The organism is Zoogloea sp. 1C4 (assembly GCF_009469605.1).
Taxonomy (GTDB): Bacteria; Pseudomonadota; Gammaproteobacteria; order Burkholderiales; family Rhodocyclaceae; genus Zoogloea; species Zoogloea oryzae.
The window spans coordinates 288943-309319 of sequence record NZ_SSXU01000003.1; the positions used below are offsets into that span (position 1 = coordinate 288943).

Below are 20377 nucleotides of genomic sequence, written 5' to 3' on the forward strand. Positions count from 1 at the left end.
TCCGGTTTGTAGTGAAAGCACGTTGCCGTTACCCACGGCAACAACCCACAACCCGCAAGTCATGAGGAGACAAAACCATGGCCGCGAACACGCAAGAGATCCGGGCTGACATCGACGCCCAGGAAACCAAGGAATGGCTGGACGCCCTCGAAGGCGTCGTCGCACAGGAAGGCACCGACCGTGCCCACTTCCTGATCGAAAAGCTGATCGAAGCCGGTCGTGAGGAAGGGATCGACATCCCCTACTCCGCCAACACCCAGTACATCAACACCATTCCTGCCGACCAGCAGCCCAAGTACCCGGGCAATCCGGACATGGAGATCAAGCTCCACTCCTACATCCGCTGGAACGCCATGGCCATGGTGGTGCGCGCCAACAAGCACACCAACGTCGGCGGCCACATTGCCTCCTTCGCCTCTGCCGCCGCGCTCTACGACGTGGGCTTCTCCCACTTCTGGAAGAGCATCGACCACGAAACCGGCGGCGACCTGATCTTCTTCCAGGGCCACTCGGTTCCCGGCGTTTACTCCCGCGCCTACATGCTCGGCCGTCTGACCGACGAGCAGATGGACAGCTTCCGCCAGGAAGTGGACGGCAAGGGCATCTCCTCCTACCCGCACCCGTGGCTGATGCCGGATTTCTGGCAGTTCCCCACCGTGTCGATGGGCCTTGGCCCCCTGTGCGCGATCTACTCCGCGCGCTTCATGAAGTACCTCGCCAGCCGCGGCCTGATCGACGCCGCCAAGGCCGAGCAGCGCAAGGTCTGGGCCTTCCTGGGCGACGGTGAGACCGACGAGGTCGAATCCCTCGGCGCCATCGGCATGGCCGGCCGCGAGAAGCTCGACAACCTGATCTTCGTCATCAACTGCAACCTGCAGCGCCTCGACGGCCCGGTGCGCGGCAACGGCAAGATCATCCAGGAGCTCGAAGCCGAGTTCCGCGGCGCCGGCTGGAACGTCATCAAGCTGATCTGGGGCACCCACTGGGACGCCCTGTTTGCCCGCGACAAGAAGGGCATCCTGAAGAAGCGGATGATGGAGCTGTGCGACGGCGAGTATCAGACCTTCAAGGCCAAGAACGGCGCCTACGTGCGCGAGCACTTCTTCAACACGCCCGAACTGCGCGCCCTGGTGGCCGACTGGACCGACGACGAGGTGTGGAACCTCAACCGCGGTGGCCACGACATCTTCAAGATCTTCACTGCCTACAACGCCGCCGTCACCCACAAGGGCCAGCCGACGCTGATCCTCGCCAAGACCATCAAGGGCTTCGGCATGGGCCAGTCCGGCGAGGCGATGAACATCTCCCACCAGCAGAAGAAGCTCGACATCGAGTCGATCCGCCGCTTCCGCGACCGCTTCGGCCTGCCGGTACCCGACGACAAGCTGGCCGAGCTGCCCTACCTGCGATTCCCGGAAGACTCCCCCGAATACAAGTACATGCGCGAGCGTCGCATGGCCCTGGGTGGCTTCCTGCCGAGCCGTCGCCGCACCGCTGCCGCCCTCGAGGTGCCGCCGCTCGAAACCTTCGCCGCCCTGCTCAAGGCGTCGGGTGAAGGCCGCGAGCTGTCCACCACGATGGCCATCGTGCGCATCATGAACACCCTGCTGAAGGACAAGCAGATCGGCAAGAACATCGTCCCGATCGTGCCGGACGAGTCCCGCACCTTCGGCATGGAAGGCATGTTCCGCCAGTACGGCATCTGGAACCAGCAAGGCCAGAAGTACGTTCCGGAAGACCATGACCAGCTCATGTTCTACAAGGAAAGCGAAACCGGCCAGGTGCTGCAGGAAGGCATCAACGAGGCCGGCGCCATGGCCGACTGGATCGCCGCCGGCACCGCCTACAGCGTGCACGGCGTGCAGATGATTCCGTTCTACATCTTCTACTCGATGTTCGGCCTGCAGCGCACCATGGACCTGTGCTGGGCGGCAGCCGACCAGCGCACCCGCGGCTTCCTGATCGGCGGTACCGCCGGCCGCACCACGCTGAACGGCGAAGGCCTGCAGCACGAGGACGGCCACAGCCAGCTGCTGGCCAACATGATCCCGAACTGCATCAGCTACGACCCGACCTTCCAGTACGAAGTCGCCGTGATCGTGCAGGACGGTATGCGCCGCATGTTCGCCGAGCAGCAGGATGTGTACTACTACATCACCGTGATGAACGAGAACTACGAGCACCCGGAAATGCCCGCCGGTGCCGAGGCCGACATCATCAAGGGGATGTACGCCTTCCGTAAGGGCGGCGCCGGCGACGTGCGCGTGCAGCTGCTGGGTTCCGGCACGATCTTCAACGAAGTCATCGCCGCGGCCGACCTGCTCAAGAACGACTGGGGTGTCGAGGCCGACATCTGGGGCTGCCCGAGCTTCAACGAACTGGCCCGCGACGGCCAGGACGCTGCCCGCTGGAACCTGCTACACCCGCTGGAAGCCCCGAAGAAGAGCCACGTCGAGCAGAAGCTCGAAGGCGCCGTCGGCCCGGTGATCGCCGCCACCGACTACATCAAGCTCTTCTCCGAGCAGATCCGCCCGTTCGTCAAGAACACCTACGTCACCCTGGGCACCGACGGTTTCGGCCGTTCCGACACCCGCGAGAAGCTGCGCCACTTCTTTGAAGTGGATCGCCACTGGGTCACCCTGGCCGCCCTCAAGGCGCTGGCCGACGAAGGCAGGATCGATCGCGACAAGGTCGCCGCTGCGCTGGTCAAGTACAACCTTGACCCGTCCAAGCCGAACCCCATGTCCGTCTGATCGAGAGGAGCGCAAACATGAGCCAACTCATCGAAGTAAAGGTTCCGGACATTGGCGATTTCGACCAGGTTCCGGTGATCGAACTGTTCGTCAAGGTCGGTGACACCATCAAGGTGGACGACGCCATCGCCACCCTGGAATCCGACAAGGCCACGATGGACGTCCCGTCCTCTGCCGCCGGCATCGTCAAGGAAGTGCTGGTCGGCCTGGGCGACAAGGTTGCCGAAGGCACCGTGCTGATCAAGGTCGAAGCCGCCGGCGCAGCTGCCGCGGCGCCCGCTCCGGCTGCTGCTGCCCCGGCGCCGGCCCCCGCTGCCGCACCGGCCGCACCCGCCCCCGTGGCGGCGGCAGCCCCCGCCGCTGGCGGTGGCATCGTCGAGGTGAAGGTCCCGGACATCGGCGACTTCTCCGACGTGCCGGTGATCGAGCTGTTCGTGAAGGTCGGCGACAGCATCAAGGCGGAAGACGCCATCGCCACCCTGGAATCCGACAAGGCCACGATGGACGTGCCCTCCTCCGCCACCGGCGTGGTGAAGGAAGTGCTGGTCCAGCTGGGCAGCAAGGTGTCCGAAGGCGCGGTGCTGATCAAGGTTGAAACCGGTGCCGGCGCCACTGCGCCTGCCCCGGCTGCAGCCGCCCCCGCGCCTGCGGCCTCCGGCCCGACCACCCCGCTCGCCGATGGCGCCCCGGCAGCCGTGGCCCCGGTGGTTGCAGCCGCCCCGGCCGCTGCCGCCGCGCCGTCCGCCGTCACCCTCGGCGGCAAGGTGCACGCCAGCCCGTCGGTGCGTGCCTTTGCCCGCGAACTGGGTGTCGATCTCGCCCAGGTCAAGGCCACCGGCCCGAAGAACCGCATCATCCAGGCCGACGTCACTGCCTTCGTGAAGGGTGCCATGAGCACCGGCGTCGTTCCGGGCAAGACGGTGGCCGCTGCCGCTGCCGTCGGCAGCCTGGGTGGCGGGCTCGACCTGCTGCCGTGGCCGAAGGTGGACTTCTCCAAGTTCGGCGAAGTCGAAGTGAAGCCGCTGTCGCGCATCAAGAAGATCTCCGGCCAGAACCTGGCCCGCAACTGGGCGATGATCCCGGCCGTCACGTATCACGAGGACGCCGACATCACCGATCTGGAAGCCTTCCGCGTCCAGATGAACAAGGAGTACGACAAGTCCGGCAAGAAGCTCACCATGCTCGCCTTCATCATCAAGGCTTCGGTGCGCGCGCTGCAGGAGTTCCCCGAGTTCAACACCAGTCTCGACGGCGACAACCTGGTCTACAAGAAGTACTTCAACATCGCCTTCGCAGCCGACACCCCGAACGGCCTCGTCGTGCCGGTGGTGAAGGACGCCGACAAGAAGAGCGTGTTCGAGATCGCCGCCGAAACCGGCTCCCTGGCCAAGCTCGCCCGTGACGGCAAGCTCAAGCCGGCCGACATGTCCGGCGCGTGCTTCACCATCTCCAGCCTTGGCGGCATCGGCGGCACCTACTTCGCGCCGATCGTCAATGCACCGGAAGTGGCCATCCTGGGCGTCAACAAGTCGGTGATGAAGCCGGTGTGGGACGGCAAGCAGTTCGTACCGCGCCTCACCCTGCCCATGTCGCTGACTGCCGATCACCGCGTGATCGACGGCGCGCTGGCCACCCGCTTCAACGTGTACCTCGCCCAACTGCTGGCCGACTTCCGTCGGGTCATGCTCTGAAATCGGTGAGGAGTGAGGGGTGAGGAGCCAGGCGTAAAGCCTTCGCCTCCCCCGCACTTTTCACACTACGCCCAAAGAGGTGATCAAGATGAGTCAATTAGTGGAAGTCAAAGTACCCGACATCGGCGATTTTTCCGACGTGCCGGTCATCGAGTTGTTCGTGAAGGTCGGCGACACCATCAAGGTGGACGATGCCATCGCCACGCTCGAATCCGACAAGGCCACGATGGACGTGCCATCCTCGGCCGCCGGCGTCATCAAGGAAGTGAAGGTTGCCCTGGGTGACCGTGTCGGCGAAGGCAAGGTGCTGATCGTCGTCGAAACCGAAGGCGCGGGCGCAAGCCCCGCTCCGGCAGCAGCGACTGCCCCGGCTGCGGCCCCTGCCGCGGCGCCGGTAGCCGCGCCGGCCGCTGCCAGCCACGGTGGCGCGGCCGATGTCGAGTACGACATGGTCGTGCTGGGCGCGGGCCCCGGCGGCTACTCCGCCGCCTTCCGCGCCGCCGACCTCGGCCTGAAGACGGCCATCATCGAGCGCTACGCCACCCTCGGCGGCGTGTGCCTGAACGTGGGCTGCATTCCGTCCAAGGCCCTGCTGCACGTGGCCGCCGTCATCGAGGAGGCCGAACACGCCTCCGTGGCCGGCGTCAGCTTCGCCAAGCCGTCCGTCGACGTGGATGCCCTGCGCGCTCACAAGGAGAAGGTGGTCGGCAAGCTTACCGGCGGTCTGGCCGGCATGGCCAAGGGCCGCAAGGTGGACGTGATCCGCGGCTACGGCCACTTCCTCGACCCGAACCACATCGAAGTCGAGGAAACCACCGGCACCAGCCAGGACAAGACCGGCGCCAAGAAGGTCGTCAAGTTCAAGCAGTGCATCATCGCTGCCGGTTCCGCCGCGGTGCATCTGCCCTTCATCCCGCGTGACCCGCGCATCGTCGATTCCACCGGCGCGCTGGAGCTCCGCTTCGTGCCCGGCAAGCTGCTGGTCATCGGCGGCGGCATCATCGGTCTCGAGATGGCCACCGTCTATTCAACCCTCGGCGCCCGCGTCGATGTGGTCGAGATGATGGACGGCCTGATGCAGGGCCCGGACCGGGACGCCGTGAAGGTGTGGGAGAAGCAGAACGCCAGCCGCTTCGACAAGATCATGCTGAAGACCAAGACGGTCGCCGTGGATGCGAAGGAAGACGGCCTGTACGTCACCTTCGAAGGAGTGGACGCAACTTCGGGCGCGCCTTCCGAGCCGGTCAAGTACGACATGATCCTGCAGTCCGCGGGCCGCGCGCCCAACGGCAAGAAGATCGGCGCCGAGAAGGCCGGCGTGATCGTCACCGATCGCGGCTTCATCCCGGTCGATGCGCAGATGCGCACCAACGTGCCCAACATCTTCGCCATCGGCGACGTGGTCGGCCAGCCCATGCTTGCCCACAAGGCGGTGCATGAAGCCCACGTGGCGGCCGAAGTCGCAGCGGGCCACAAGGCCGCCTTCGACGCCACCGTGATCCCGGGCGTGGCCTACACCCATCCGGAAGTGGCATGGGTCGGCTACACCGAAGCCCAGGCCAAGGCTGAAGGCAAGAAGGTGGAAACCGCCAAGTTCCCGTGGGCCGCCAGCGGCCGCGCGATCGCCAACGGTGCCGACTACGGCTTCACCAAGCTGATCTTCGACGCCGAGACCCACCGCGTGATCGGCGGCACCATCGTCGGCCCGTCGGCTGGCGACATGATCGGCGAAGTGTGCCTGGCCATCGAGATGGGCGCGGATGCCGTGGATATCGGCAAGACCATCCACCCGCACCCGACCCTCGGCGAAACCGTCGGCATGGCGGCCGAGGTGGCCCACGGCAGCTGCACCGACGTGCCCCCGGCGCGCAAGAAGTAGAACAGTACAGATCCCTGTTGCAACGATGCTTGGCGGCCTTCGGGCCGCTTTTTTTTGGCTCGTCGGGCGCCTGGGAAGTGGAGAAAGTCGTGCCCTCGCCGCTCCGGGGGTGCTTGCAGCGAAGAAGCCCGCGCAGGAAGGATTCCAGCAGCACGCGACACGATTTCGGGGGCGGAGAGATGCGTGTATCTTTCCTCCTCCGACCGAACGGATCAGGCACCGTCATGACCACCCCCGCGGACCGCGCTTCCACGCACGCTCACTTCATTCTCGACACCATCCAGCCTGAAGATCGCCACGCGCTGGACGGGCTGCTGGACCATCTGCTCAACGGCGTCGCCTATTGCCGCATGGAATACCGCAATGGCCGCCCCCACGATTTCCGCTACCTCTACACCAACACCGCCTTCCGGACGCTCACCGGCCTTGCAGATGTCGTCGGGCGTCTCGTCAGCGAGGTCATCCCCGGCGTGCAGGAATCCGACGCCGGGCTCTTCGAGATCTACGGACGCGTGGCCAGGGGCGGCGACCCCGAAACCTTCGTCACCTACCTCAAGGCGTTGAATCAGTGGCTGTCCATCTCGGTGTATTGCCCCAAGCCGGACCACTTCGTGGCGCTCTTCGACGTCATCACCGAACGCAAGAAAGCCGAGATCGCGCTGGAAGAGCGCGCCCGGCAGCTCCGCTTCGTGCTCGAAGGCTCCGAGCTGGGCTTCTGGGATTGGGACGTGGTCTCCGGCAAGGTGGAGCGCAACCCCCGCTGGGGCCAGATCCTGGGCTACACCTTCGAAGAGCTCCAGCACACCGCGCAGCAGTGGTCCGACTTCGTCCACCCCGACGACCGGGAGCGCGCCTGGGCATCCGTCTTCGACGCCCTCGAAGGCCGCACCGCCGCCCACAAGCTCGAATACCGCATGCTCCACAAGGATGGCAGCATCCGCTGGATCCTCGACCAGGCCAAGGTGATGCAGCGTGACGAGAACGGCAAAGGCATCCGCATGTGCGGCACCCACACCGACATCACCGAACGCAAGCTCCTCGAAGAAGAACTCCGCCGCCAGGCCCACATCGACTACCTGACCGGCGTCCATAACCGCCGCCACTTCATGGAACGCGCCGAGCAGGAGCTCAGCCGCGCCCACCGCTACGGCAGCCCGCTCTCGATGCTGATGCTCGACATCGACCACTTCAAGCAGATCAACGACCGCTACGGCCACAAGGTGGGCGACATCGTGCTCAAGGCCGTCGCCGACCTGTGCCACGCCACCTTCCGCGACGTGGACATCCTCGGCCGCCTGGGTGGCGAGGAATTCGCGGTGCTGCTCCCCGAAACCGACCAGCACTTTGCCGTCGACGCCGCCGAGCGCCTGCGCGAAACCATCACCAACGCCCGCATCCCCCTTGCCGAAGGCCTGCCCGTCACCTTCAGCGTGTCGATTGGCGTATCAAGCCTGAGCTCCCCTGACGACAACATCGACGTGCTGTTGAGTCTCGCCGACAAGGCCCTCTACGCCGCCAAGGAGAGCGGGCGCAACCGGGTGTGCGGCGCGGGCGGCTGACGTCGCCGGCCAGGACGTGCCCAAGGTCCGTTGCCTGCCCGACCTGGGCGCGACCGGAACAACCGGTGAAGGTGGAAGACCAGCGCGTATTCGGCACCAGGACAGATGGCGCCGCACCGCACCATCACAAGACGCCGCACCGAAGCGTGCAGCCGCCCAAAAATGACATCACGCTCCTGTCACCCCGCCTCGCAGCGCTCAAGACCACGATGCCAATCCGGTTTTCTGGACTTGACCGGAGGATGCGCTTAGAGTGGGCTTGTAAGCTCTTGATCCCAAGACAGGAACGGCTTTTTCCATAAAGCCCGGGCACTCCAGAGTCGATAGCGCTTTGCATGCAGCTGGGTTCCCACGACTCGGGGAGGGAGTGGATGCAATCTCGATTGACCGCGGTGATGACGCCGCACTGTGTTGTCCGTTTCTGGCTCCGCCGGCATCTTGCCCAGCCCCTGCGTGCGCTCACGGCCGGGGTGATCCTGCTGCTCGTGTCCGGCACCGGCTTGGCCGCCACGCCGCCGCACGCAGACCCCGCGCCCACCCCGTCAGCCCCGCAACCGGGCGCAGCGCACAAGTCCGTGCTCATCCTGTCGGGCTCCCAGTACGGTCTCCCGGTCATGGACACGCTCACCGCCGGGGCGGTAAGCAGCCTGAAAGACCGGGGCATCAGCGTCAATCGCATCTATGTCGAGCATCTCGACCTCGTCCGCAGTGGTGACCCCCACTGGCCTCAGACATTGGCCGGCGTGCTGCGCGACAAGCTCGCCAAGGCCGACATCGGCCTCGTGATGGTGCAGAACCAGGGGGCGCTCGAATTTCTGGCCCAGGACGGTTACGGCATCGTGCCGCCCGACGTACCGGTGCTGGCCACCCTGATCTCCAACCCGGCCGTAGCATGGCGCGGCCCGCCGCCCCGATGCTGAACATCATCCGGCGCTGGGATATCGCCGGGACGATCCACCACGGGCTCAAGCTCTTTCCGCAAACACGACGGGTGGTGGTCGTCACCGGGGCCGACAGCGAGCAGCCCTTCTTCATCGCCCAGGCAAACGCCGCGCTCAAGGCCGCATCCGCCAAGCTGGAGGTCGAGGAAACCTCTGCGCTCTCCCACGCCGAAATGCTCCAGCGCATCTCGACCCTCCCGCCCGACACGCTCGTGCTGCTGGGGCTCTATTACAAGGATCGCACGGGGCGCAACTTCATCCCGGCCGAGGTTGCCGCCGACGTTGCCCGACGCACCAACGCGCCCGTGCTGGCGCTATACGATGCCCATATCCGCGAAGGGCTCACGGGTGGTTCGGTGGTGGTCACCACGACGGTTGCCCGACAGGCAGGCGAACTCAGCGCCGACCTGCTCACCGGAACCCGCCGGGTCGACGCGATCAACGCCGACGCCGTCGTTGCGCCGCGGCCGATGTTCGACTGGGCCCAGCTGCAGCGCTGGGGGGCCGACCCGGCGGCGCTCCCCGAAGACACGCTGTTCCTCAATCGCCCGCGAACGCTGTGGAGCGAATACCGGAGCGCCGTCATCACCGCTTCGGCCGCCATTGCCGTGCTGTCCGCCCTGACCATTGCGCTGGCGATCCAGAATCACCGGCGCAGGCGGGCCGAAGAAGCCACCGCAACGCTCAACGAAAGGCTCGAAGAGCTGGTCGCCAGCCGCTCGGCCGAGCTCGCCGCCCGCTCCGCCGAACTGCAGACGATCTTCGACTCCGCCAGCTCCGGCATCGCCCTCGTCACCGACCGCACCATCGTCCGCGGCAACCGCCGGATGCACGAGATGTTCGGCTGGCCCGTGGGCGAGATGATCGGAAAATCCACCGCCATCCTGTATCCCGATGACGAGGCCTTCCAGACCACCGGCCAGGCCGCCTACGCGCAGATCTGGCGTGGCGAACTGCACTGCCGGGAGCAGGAATGCGTCCGCCGCGACGGCACCCGCATCTGGGTACGCATCACTGGCAGCGCCGTCGACCCGAGCGACCCCGCCAAGGGCCTGGTGTCGGTCATCGACGACATCACCCAGGAACGCGAAACCCTGGCCGAGATGGCGCGGGCGCGATCCCTCGCCGAAGCCGCAAACGTCGCCAAGAGCGCCTTCCTGGCCAACATGAGCCACGAGATCCGCACGCCCCTCAACGCCATCATCGGGCTCACCCACCTGCTGAGAAAACGCGCGCTCGACACCGAGTCCACCGAAAAGCTTGAGCGCGTCCATGCGGCCGGCAAGCACCTGCTCCACCTCATCAACGACATCCTCGACTTCTCGAAGATCGAATCCGGCAAGCTGGTGATCGTCCGCGAACCCATGAACGTGGGCGTCACCCCCAACAACGTGGTGTCCATCCTCTCCGAAAGCGCCGCCGCCAAGGGGATCGTGCTGCGCACCGAATCCGACCCGCTCCCCCGGGCGCTGCGCGGCGACACGATGCGCATCACCCAGGCGCTGCTCAACCTGGCCGGAAACGCCATCAAGTTCACGCCAGCGGGCAGCGTCACGATCCGCACCTTGAAAGAAGAAGAAACCGAATCGCAGATCAAGCTGCGCTTTGAAGTCGTCGATACCGGCATCGGCATCGACGAAGAAACGCTGTCAAAGCTCTTCGCTCCCTTCGAGCAGGGCGACTCGTCCATGTCGAAGCGTTTTGGCGGCACGGGCCTCGGCCTCGCCATCACCCGCAAGCTCGCCGAACTGATGGGCGGCGAGGCCGGCGCCAGCAGCACCCCGGGCAAGGGCAGCACCTTCTGGTTCTCGGCGGTCTTCGACAAGATCGAGGACGACGAGCCCATCCAGATGGAACAACGGAGCAAGGACGCCAGCCACGAGATCGCCACCCGATTTGCCGGCGCCCGCGTGCTGCTCGTCGAAGACGACGAGATCAATCAGATCGTCGCCCAGGAGAACCTCGCCGACGCCGGCCTTGTGGCCGACATTGCCAGCGACGGCCTCGAAGCCCTTGCACGCATCCGGCAGGCGCCTCCCGGCCAGTACGCCCTGGTCCTGATGGACATGCAGATGCCCCACATGGACGGCCTGGAGGCAACTCGCGAGATCCGCAAACTCCCCCAGGCCGCCAAGCTCCCGATCATCGCCATGACGGCCAACGCCTTCAACGAAGACCGCGAACGCTGCTTCGCTGCCGGCATGAACGACTTCATCACCAAACCCGTCGAACCCGACCAGATGTTCGCAACCCTTCTCCTGTGGTTGCAACGCGGAACGACGCAGGGGCATTAGTCGCGCCTGAACACCCCGCCTCTTCCTTCCCCGGCGCTGGCGCCATGCCTTGCGCGCCAGAAGTCCGATCGAAGGTCTGGAGCGGTTCAGCCCGAACTTGCAGCGTGATCCGCAACCCCGGTCGCGCTACGCCGCCAGCCGGGCCCGGGCCGTGTGCAGCTTGCGGTAGCTGTCGATCAGGCGCTGGTGGCGGTCGAGGCCTTCCAGTTTCAGGCTCGTGGGTGTGAGACCGAAGAAGCGCACGCTGCCGTCCACCGACCCCATCGCCGCATCCATCCGCTCGTCGCCGAACATCCGACGGAAATTGGCCTCGTAATCGTCCAGCTCCAGCTCGTCGTCCAGCACCACCTCAAGCACCACGTTCACCGCCTGATAGAACAAGCCGCGCTCGACCGTGTTCTCGTTGTACTGCAGGAAGGCCTCGACCTGCTCCTTCGCCGCTTCAAACTGCTGCAGGGCGAGATTGATCAGCAGCTTCAATTCCAGAATCGTCAGCTGCCCCCAGACGGTATTCTCGTCAAACTCGATGCCGATCAGGGTGATGATGTCGGTGTAATCGTCGAGCTCGCTGTCTTCAAGACGTTCAAGCAGCGCCTCCAGCGCGTCGTCGTCGAGGCGATGGAGGTTGAGGATATCGGCGCGGAAGGCCAGCGCCTTGTTGGTGTTATCCCAGATCAGATCTTCCACCGGATAGATCTCGGAATAATCCGGCACCAGGATGCGACAGGCCGTTGCGCCGAGCTGGTCATACACCGCCATGTAAACTTCCTTGCCCATCCCTTCGAGAATGCCGAACAAGGCCGCGGCTTCCTCTGCATTCGAGTTCTCACCCTTGCCGGAGAAATCCCACTCGACAAATTCGTGATCGGCCCTGGCACTAAAGAAGCGCCACGACACCACGCCACTGGAGTCGATGAAATGCTCAACGAAATTGTTCGGCTCGGTGACGGCGTTGCTCTCGAAGGTGGGCCGCGGCAGATCGTTCAGGCCTTCAAAACTGCGCCCCTGCAGCAGCTCGGTGAGGCTGCGCTCCAGCGCCACCTCCAGGCTTGGGTGAGCCCCGAACGAAGCGAACACGCCACCCGTACGCGGATTCATCAGGGTGACGCACATCACCGGGAACCGCCCGCCCAGCGACGCATCCTTTACCAGCACCGGAAACCCCTGCTTTTCCAGCTCGTCGATGCCGGCCAGAATGCCCGGGTACTTCGCGAGCACTTCGTGCGGCACGTCGGGCAGCGCCATCTCGCCCTCCAGAATCTCGCGCTTCACTGCCCGCTCGAAGATTTCCGACAGGCATTGCACCTGCGCTTCGGCCAGCGTATTGCCGGCGCTCATGCCATTGCTGAGGAACAGGTTGTCGATCAGGTTGGACGGGAAATACACCACCTCACCGTCCGACTGACGCACATAGGGCAGCGAACAGATGCCGCGCTGCGTATTGCCCGAGTTGGTGTCGTACAGATGCGAGCCGCGCAATTCGCCATCGGGATCGTATATTCCCAGACAGTATTCATCGAGGATCTCTTTGGGCAGCGCATCCTTGCGGCCCGGCTTGAACCAGCGCTCATCCGGGTAATGCACGAACGGCGCGTTGGCGAATTCCTCGCCCCAGTATTGATCGTTATAGAAGTGATTGCAGCTCAGCCGCTCGATGTATTCACCCAGGGCCGACGCCAGCGCACTTTCCTTGCTCGCACCCTTGCCATTGGTAAAGCACATCGGAGAATGCGCATCGCGGATATGCAGCGACCACACGTTGGGCACCAGATTGCGCCACGACGCAATCTCGATCTTGATCCCCAGTCCCGCCAGCAGCGCCGACATGTTGGCAATGGTCTGCTCCAGCGGCAGATCCTTGCCCAGGATATAAGTGTTTGCGTCCGAATCGGGATTCAGCGTCAGCAAGGCCTGTGCATCGGCATCGAGATTCTCAACTTCCTCGATCACGAACTCCGGCCCCGTCTGCACCACCTTCTTGACCGTGCAGCGCTCGATGGAGCGCAGGATTCCCTGGCGGTCCTTCTCGGAGATATCTTCCGGCAATTCAACCTGAATCTTGAAGATCTGCTTGTAGCGATTCTCCGGATCGACAATATTGTTCTGCGACAGGCGGATGTTGTCCGTCGGAATATCGCGGGTATTGCAATACAGCTTCACGAAGTAAGCTGCACACAGTGCCGACGACGCCAGAAAATAATCAAACGGCCCCGGCGCCGAGCCATCGCCCTTATATCGGATGGGCTGATCGGCCACCACCGTGAAATCATCGAACTTGGCTTCCAGACGAAGCTTGTCGAGAAAATTGACCTTAATTTCCATAGGGGAATCCTGACGCGGCGCTCAAAACAAATTGGCCGCCATTATCACCGGTTTTGCACCGCGAAACGCGGGTTTCTCGGCACGGCACAGCGCCCGCAGCGAGCCCGCAGCGCCGTCACCCGATCAACCGAGATGCGACATCCCGAATCGGCTTGCTCAGGGCGGAAGCTCATGTAGGTCGGGTTAGCGCAGCGTAACCCGACTCATCGTGCGTATCCGTCGCCCCAGGAAAAGCGGGGAGTCACAAGGCCGAGCACAAGATGTCGGGTTACGCTGCGCTAACCCGACCTACGCCAACGACCGAAGACGGGTTCCGTAACCAGAAATACCGGGCCACCACAAAGGCCCATGGTCGGTTTCAGACACTCACGCGCAAGCTCATGTACTGCGCGCCTTCTCCGTAGGTGTCCATGCACCCCGCCTCTGCGTCGGCCACCGAGGTCGATCGGAAACCGTGACGTTCCCAATACGTACTCGACTGATTGACCGCAGTCAGGCAGCCAAACCGCGCGTGTGACAGCCTGAGCGTATGGAAATACGCTGCAACGAGCGCAGCCGCCGCGCCAGAACCTCGCGCCCTCGGGTGCACGGCCAGGTCGTGCAGGTACAGCGCATTGGCTGCCGGTGGCGGCACATAGGTTGGCTCATTCAGGGATGGCGGACTGCCCTCCTCGGCCGGTATCGCCACAAGATAGCCAACCGGAACTTCAGCCACGGTGGCGATGAAGCATGTGGCCGGGGAGGCCTCCAGCTTGGCAAGAAACGATTCGCGCGACTCCAGCTTCGCTGCGTCGTAGCAACACGATTGAATTTCGAGCACCGCGGCAAGGTCTTCGGCGCGCATGGCGCGTATCTCGGTCGTTTTCCCCATCAGGCAGCCTTTTTGCGAAACACTTTAATCAGAAGCCCCAATAGCGGAACCGATAGCACGGAAAAAAGAAGCATTGGTTTGAAGTACGGCTCAAGGAATACAAAAAAAGCCTGATGGGATGGCTCACCGTGATGCGGCACCTCAAGGACGAAGCCGCCGCCGGACGGAGCGCCGAAATAGAGGACAATAAAATACAAGAAGTAAAGCAATGCCGCCGACGAGAAAACAAAAAGCCACGGTCTGGAAAAACCGGACCAGAAAGCCCACGAAACACCTGACGCATAGAGCGCGGGCAGCACGACCAGGAGGATGACTTCAAGAAAAAGACTGATCATCGAGATGCTCAACTTTGTTTTCGGGCGCCAGATTTGACGCAAGGCTTCAGCATGGATCCAACTCAGCGTGTCCGCCAAGGACAAGCGCAGCCGACATCAGGCGTTGGCCGATCGCACTTTCTCAACCGGCCCACCGGAAGCGCCTCTCACTGCTGCCCCGATCCTTTGCCGTAATGCGCCTCGGCCATCCCAAGCGCGGCTTTCCACAGTGCCGGCGCGCCGCGTTCGATGGGCGGCTGGCAGCGGGCGGTGATCTGCTCCAGCGTCACGTCGCATTCGACCCAGGTGCCGCCGTCGGTGGCGGCGTTGTGCAGCATGGGCTGGAAGCGGTCGAGGGCTTTGGCGAATCTGGCGTCGTCGCTCTCGGCGGCTTCGAACTCGAACCACAGTTCGCGGAATTCGGCCGCCTGGGCGTCGGGCAGCAGGCCGAAGAGGCGTTCAGCGGCGAGGCGTTCGCGCTCGTCCTGACCCGCATGGGTTGCCGGCATGTGGAAGGGGACGTCGCCGGCGTCGATCTCGACGATGTCGTGGATCAGCAGCATCTTCACGACGCGCTGCACATCCACCGTTCCGGTGGCGTGCTCGGCCAGTACCAGGGCGTACATCGCCAGATGCCATGAATGCTCGGCGCTGTTCTCGCGGCGCGAGCGATCGATCAGCGGCGACAGGCGCACGATGCTCTTGAGCCGGTCGATTTCCTTGAGGAAGGCCAGTTGCCTTTCGAGGGTGGACGGGGTCACTTTGCTGCGTTCTCTCTGGGATGGGGGATGGCAAAGTCTAGCAGACCCGCCCTGCCCGCCTCGCCGCCGGGGCTCCGGACGGCACAGCCGGGCTGCCGGCAATGGACGCCGACCCTTCGCGCAGCACTGCGAGAAGCATGTGCACCACTGAGAGAAGCATTCGCACGCCTGCGAGAACCAATCTCAGGGCTGCGAGAGGCAATCTCACGTCTGAATGAAGCAATCTCAGGGCTGAGAGAAGCATTCGCACGCCCGCGAGAACCAATCTCAGGGCTGAGAGAAGCAATCTCACGCCTGAGAGAAGCAATCTCAGCACTGCGAGAAGCATGTGCACCGCTGCGAGAAGCAATCGCAGGGCTGCGAGAAGGATTCACCACCCTGTAGGTCGGACTTCAGTCCGACAGAATCCTGCATCGCTCTTGTCGGACTGAAGTCCGACCTACAGGGTTGGGGGTGTCAGTAATTTTGTGTTCAAGGCGGTTGGGGGTGCGGGAATGCCTGTTGCGCAGGGGCTCAGCCCAGCAGCGGCAGGTAATCCCGCGTGTAGCGATGCACGTCGGCGCTCGCCGTGGCTTCGGCAATCGGCCACCAGCGCAGGGATTCGTGCTGCTCGTCGATGCCTTGCACGTCAAAATCTGCGGGAACATCGATGCGGTGGGCGAGCACCACGTAGTGGGTGGTCACGCCCATGTCGCCGGCAAAGCAATCCGGGTAGAAGTGCTCGAAGGGGCCGAGGAAGGAGGGCGCCAGCCCGTGGATGTCGTCGATCCCCAGCTCGCGGCGGGCCACCCGCGTGAGGGCGTCGGCGCGCCTTTCGTCCTTGAGGATGCGCCCGCCGGGCACGAACCAGCTTCCCTGCGCCGGGCGGTTGGTGCGCAGGCCGAGCAGGATCTCACACCCGCCGCGCACCAGCACCAGATCCACCGACACCAGGGGCAGCGCCCGCACCAGTTCGACAAAACCTTGCTGCGATTCCACCTGTTGCACTCCGGGCCCTGCCGCGGCAGGCCGGCGGCCCGCTTGACGCGGTGCGCCATCCGCCCCCAATATAACCGGATGCAATTCACATCCGCCACTTACGCCCTGATTTGCCGCCGTGCCCTGCGTGCATGGCGCGCCGTCGTGCGTCCGTGGCCCGGAATGGACTAAACCCTCTCCATTCCCTGATTTCTCCGAAAGGCCGCGGTTCTCACAGACCGCGGCCTTTGTGTTTTTTACGCCCCTGAAAGGAGCTTGCCATGTCGTATCCCGTCTTCACCTCCCTCGCCGATGTGCGCCTGCGCATCGATGCCATCGACCGCCAGCTGGTGGCCCTGATCGCCGAGCGCGGCGCCTGTGTAGCCCAGGCCGCCGGCTTCAAGCGTAGCGACGCCGAAGTCGCCGCGCCCGACCGCGTGGCCCAGGTGCTGGCACGGGTGAATGGGCTGGCCGTGGAGCTGGGTGCCGACCCGCAGGTGGTCGAGGCCACCTGGCGCGCCATGATTGGCGCCTTCATCGAGATGGAGCGCGCCGCCCGTGCCCGCTTGCACCCACCCGCGCCCCAACACCCCGATTGATCCCGCAGGAGTCACACCCATGTCTGTTCCATTCGCTTACGCTTCGATCATCCTCATCTGGTCCACCACCCCGCTGGCTGTCCGCTGGAGCACCGAAGGCACCGGGTTTGCCTTTGCCGTGCTCGCCCGCATGCTGATCGGGGTTGTCGTTGCCACCCTCCTCCTGCGCCTCGGGCGCCATCCGATTCCCCTTCACGCCCGCGCCCGCCGCGCTTATCTGGTGGGCGGGCTCGGCCTGTTCGGCACCATGGCGCTCACCTACTGGGGCGCCCGTCATGTGGGCTCCGGGCTGATCTCGGTGCTGTTCGGCCTGTCGCCGCTGGTGGCCGGCGTGTTTGCCACCCGCTGGCTGGGCGAACGCAATCTCACCCCCATCAAGATTGGCGGAATGCTGCTGAGCGCCGCCGGGCTCGCGCTGATCTTTCTGCATGACGGCGCGAGCGCAGGCAGCAACGAGGCTGCCGGTGTCTGTGCGCTGCTGGGCGCGGTGCTTGCGTCTTCCGCCAGCCTGGTGGGGATGAAGCGCATCGGCGACGACAGCCCGCCGCTCGCCACCACCATCGGCTCCATCATCGTGGCGCTGCCGTTGTTCGCGCTGTTGTGGCTCGCGACCGACGGCACCCTGCCCCACGACGTGCCCCTGCGCGCCGGCGGCGCCATCGCCTATCTGGGCGTGTTCGGCTCGGCGGTGGGCTTTGCCCTGTACTTCTACGTGGTGCGCCACCTGGAGGCGTCGAAGGTGGCGCTCATCACCCTCATCACGCCGGTGCTGGCGCTGATGCTGGGCCATTGGCTCAACGGCGAGGTGATCGGCCCGAGGGTGGCCGCAGGAACGGGCTTGATCCTCGCCGGGCTGGCGATGCATCAGCACACCGCGTGGCGGGTGATCCAGCGGCTGCGGGTGCGGGCTTAGGGGTGTGGGGATGTCGGACTGAAGTCCGACCTACAGGGGGCCTGGGCGCGGAGCCGACCCTCGCCGGGCCGGCGATGCATCAGCACACCGCGTGGCGGGTGATCCAGCGGCTGCGGGTGCGGGCTTAGGGGCGTGGGGATGTCGGACTGAAGTCCGACCTACAGGGGGCCTGGGCGCGGAGCCGACCCTCGCCGGGCCGGCGATGCACCAGCACACCGCGTGGCGGGTGATCCAGCGCTTGCGGGTGCGGGCTTAGGGGCGTGGGGGTGTCGGACTGAAGTCCGACCTACAGGGGGCGTGGGCGCGGAGCCGACCCTCGCCAGGCCGACGATGCCCCGGCACTCTGCGGGCGGTGCACGAAAACGGGGCGGTTCCGCTCAGGGAGCCGCCCCGATTTGCCCGACAGCGGGCGGGATAGGTGTCAGCAGCCGGCGGTCTTCTTGAAGGACTTGCTCTCGTTCTTGCCACCCGCGTTGTCGTACTTGGCGCGGATCTCGTCACCTTCGACGATGCGCTTGTCCTTGAACTTGTCGAGGGTGAGATCGTCGTTGATGTTGATGGTGACACTGTCACCGGACTTGTTGTCCTTGAGGATGGCGACGGCCGACTTGCCGTCGGCGGCCAGCTTGATCTTGGTGATGACACCGACCATCTTCACGTCGTCGGCCACGGCCGGGGTGCTGAAGGAGGCGGCCGAAATCACGACGGCCACGGAGAGCATCAGGTTGGAGATGAGCTTGCGCATGGTTGGGTTCCTTTGATCAGCGGGGCTTCGTGCCCTCAGAATTTCACTTCGAAGGTGGCGTAGGCGTTGTAGGCGTTGTCGAGCGGCGTGGTGGTCATCATCTGGCCGTTCACGTCGGACATCTTCACGGGGGCGCCAACCCAGTTGTTGCTGCCGGTGTACTGGAAGTCGTAGTACTGGAAGCCCAGGCGAACGAAGCTCTTCGCCAGATAGGACGAGATCGGCCGACTGTTGAGTTCCTGGATCAGGTAGAGCTCATAGACGTTGCCGCGGGTGCCCACCTTGGATGTCCACATGTCGGTGGCCGCCGGGGCAAAGGTGATCCAGTTCTTGGAGCCGTGGTTGTATTCAAAGCCGAGCTTGGTCCTGGAGGGCAGGTCGTAACGCACGCCCAGGGCAATGGCGGTGCCGGTCTTGTCGCGGGCGGCTTCGGGGCTGAAGAAGCCGCCGGTGAGCAGCCCCTGGAAGCCGAACTGCGCCGAGACGTTGTCGTTGGGGTGGGTGACGCTCATGCCCAGATCGGCGAAGTAGTTGAGATCGCCCACGCCCACCTGCTTGATGGTGCCCATGGCGCCCATGCCGTACCAGTCGATGTCACCCAGGTTGACCTTGGGCATGGTGTTGCCGAAGTAGGTGTCCTGCATCTTGGGGGCGTCGAAGATCTTGAAGCCCCGGTTCCATTGCAGCCACACCCGCAGGGGGTCGGTGTCGATGGGGATCAGGGCCACGCCGAGCATGTCGGTATCCTGCAGCGAGTTGCCGGGGGTGGACCGGAAGCCGCTTTCAAAGCCGCGGCCGTAGCAGATCTTGCCGTAGGCGCCGGGCAGGCCGTCGATGTCGGGCGCCCAGCCGACGGTCATGCCGTCGAAGGCGTAGTCCACCAGCAGCGAGGGCGTGCCGCCGTTGCCGGGGCGCGGGGCGTTGAGGCGCAGGTTGCTCGGGGCACCGTGGGTGGATGGGCGACGGCCCACCGAGAACCAGATGTCCTGATCGGCGATGTTGCTGACGGTGGCAAAGGCCCGGTCGACGTTGAGATAGCTGCTCGACGGGATGTGGCCGAGGGTGCCGTCGAAGACGCCCACGCGATCGGCGAAGTACGGGGCCGATCCGCCGTTGGTCACGGCGTCGTCGTCGCCGGCGCCAAAGGTCTTGTACATCACCAGCCGGGCGTTGACGGTCACGTCCTGCGTGGCTTTGGCGACGAGATCGAGGCCGAAGCGGTTGGTGTAGAGGGTGTCGTTGCGGGGCTTGTAGGCCGCCACCGGGACGCCGAAGCTGCCCAGCGCACCCATCATTCCGGCATTGGCGCCCATGAAGCTCTGGGCCTGCTGGTAGGTGCGCACGCCGGACATGTCGGAAGCAAACCGCATCAGCCCCGCCAGCGCGGCGCCATTGGCGGGCGTGGGGTTGGCGAAGAAGTTGGCCTGAAGCTGGGCCTGGGCGTTGGCGAAAGTGGCGCTCACGTCGGTGAAGGGCTTGGTCTCGCCCCACAGGCTATCGACGCGGAACTGGTAATCACCGCCGATGGTGAGCCAGCGCTCGGAGGATTTGTCCTCGGCCTTGACCACCTTCTCCTTCAGCTCTTCGGTGGCCTGGCGGTTGGCGGTGGTGGCGGCGTTGTTGGCTTCCACCTGGCTCTTCAGGCGGGTGAGTTCCTGGGAGAGGGCTTCGATCCGCTTGAGCAGTTCGGCGTTGGTTTCGGCCTGGGCCTGGAAGGGCAGGAACAGCCCTGCCACCAGGACACCGATCAAGGTTCTGACATGACGGGTTTGCATGAC

15 protein-coding genes are annotated in these 20377 nt (G+C 64.6%); 8 read left to right on the top strand and 7 right to left on the bottom strand.

Features of this window, described 5'->3' with window-relative positions; genetic code table 11:
• The first annotated feature begins 77 nt into the window (after nt 1-77).
• From aceE to GH681_RS05745, 6 genes are all read left to right on the top strand, one after another.
• Nucleotides 78-2753, top strand: coding sequence for a pyruvate dehydrogenase (acetyl-transferring), homodimeric type (aceE, locus tag GH681_RS05720; RefSeq protein WP_153160455.1), 2676 nt, complete (start codon nt 78-80; stop codon nt 2751-2753).
• A 17-nt stretch (nt 2754-2770) separates the two neighbouring features.
• Nucleotides 2771-4444 carry a dihydrolipoyllysine-residue acetyltransferase gene (aceF, locus tag GH681_RS05725; RefSeq protein WP_153160456.1) on the top strand — a complete coding sequence of 558 codons (1674 nt, stop codon included), beginning with the start codon at nt 2771-2773 and terminating at the stop codon, nt 4442-4444.
• Between the two features lie 88 nt (nt 4445-4532).
• Nucleotides 4533-6323: a dihydrolipoyl dehydrogenase gene (gene lpdA / locus GH681_RS05730; RefSeq protein WP_153160457.1), complete on the top strand. Its 1791-nt coding sequence runs from the start codon at nt 4533-4535 to the stop codon at nt 6321-6323.
• Nucleotides 6324-6547: 224 nt separating this feature from the next.
• Entirely contained in the window at nt 6548-7882 is a 1335-nt protein-coding gene (locus GH681_RS05735) for a diguanylate cyclase (protein WP_194271142.1), read from the top strand.
• 371 nt (nt 7883-8253) lie between these two features.
• Nucleotides 8254-8802 (top strand): hypothetical protein, encoded by a 549-nt coding sequence (locus GH681_RS05740; protein ID WP_153160459.1) that lies wholly within the window; start codon nt 8254-8256, stop codon nt 8800-8802.
• Nucleotides 8796-11117: an ATP-binding protein gene (locus GH681_RS05745; protein ID WP_194271143.1), complete on the top strand. Its 2322-nt coding sequence runs from the start codon at nt 8796-8798 to the stop codon at nt 11115-11117. The genes GH681_RS05740 and GH681_RS05745 overlap by 7 nt, the downstream gene beginning before the upstream one ends.
• Before the next feature lie 126 nt (nt 11118-11243).
• Here the strand turns inward: GH681_RS05745 and GH681_RS05750 are convergent, their stop codons facing one another.
• The 5 genes from GH681_RS05750 to GH681_RS05770 form a co-directional block, all read right to left on the bottom strand.
• The gene (locus GH681_RS05750; protein WP_153160461.1) at nt 11244-13439 is read right to left on the bottom strand and encodes an OsmC domain/YcaO domain-containing protein; all 2196 of its coding nucleotides are present in this window, start codon (nt 13437-13439) and stop codon (nt 11244-11246) included.
• A 358-nt stretch (nt 13440-13797) separates the two neighbouring features.
• Nucleotides 13798-14283 carry a GNAT family N-acetyltransferase gene (locus GH681_RS05755; RefSeq protein ID WP_194271144.1) on the bottom strand — a complete coding sequence of 162 codons (486 nt, stop codon included), beginning with the start codon at nt 14281-14283 and terminating at the stop codon, nt 13798-13800.
• A 26-nt stretch (nt 14284-14309) separates the two neighbouring features.
• A complete protein-coding gene (locus GH681_RS05760; RefSeq protein WP_153160463.1) occupies nt 14310-14723 on the bottom strand; it encodes a hypothetical protein in 414 nt (137 codons plus the stop codon).
• A 68-nt stretch (nt 14724-14791) separates the two neighbouring features.
• Entirely contained in the window at nt 14792-15385 is a 594-nt protein-coding gene (locus GH681_RS05765) for an HD family hydrolase (RefSeq protein ID WP_153160464.1), read from the bottom strand.
• Between the two features lie 513 nt (nt 15386-15898).
• Nucleotides 15899-16363, bottom strand: a complete 465-nt coding sequence (locus GH681_RS05770; protein ID WP_153160465.1) for a GDP-mannose mannosyl hydrolase — start codon at nt 16361-16363, stop codon at nt 15899-15901.
• A 260-nt stretch (nt 16364-16623) separates the two neighbouring features.
• Here GH681_RS05770 and GH681_RS05775 point away from each other — a divergent pair, with 260 nt between their 5' ends.
• A complete protein-coding gene (locus tag GH681_RS05775; protein ID WP_153160466.1) occupies nt 16624-16941 on the top strand; it encodes a chorismate mutase in 318 nt (105 codons plus the stop codon).
• Between the two features lie 19 nt (nt 16942-16960).
• On the top strand, nt 16961-17854 hold the full coding sequence (locus GH681_RS05780; RefSeq protein ID WP_153160467.1) for a DMT family transporter: 894 nt from the start codon (nt 16961-16963) through the stop codon (nt 17852-17854).
• Nucleotides 17855-18275: 421 nt separating this feature from the next.
• Here the strand turns inward: GH681_RS05780 and GH681_RS05785 are convergent, their stop codons facing one another.
• Both GH681_RS05785 and GH681_RS05790 read right to left on the bottom strand, forming a co-directional pair.
• The gene (locus GH681_RS05785; protein WP_153160468.1) at nt 18276-18599 is read right to left on the bottom strand and encodes a hypothetical protein; all 324 of its coding nucleotides are present in this window, start codon (nt 18597-18599) and stop codon (nt 18276-18278) included.
• A gap of 35 nt (nt 18600-18634) precedes the next feature.
• Nucleotides 18635-20374 carry a DUF3373 domain-containing protein gene (locus GH681_RS05790; protein WP_153160469.1) on the bottom strand — a complete coding sequence of 580 codons (1740 nt, stop codon included), beginning with the start codon at nt 20372-20374 and terminating at the stop codon, nt 18635-18637.
• Nucleotides 20375-20377 lie beyond the last annotated feature (3 nt).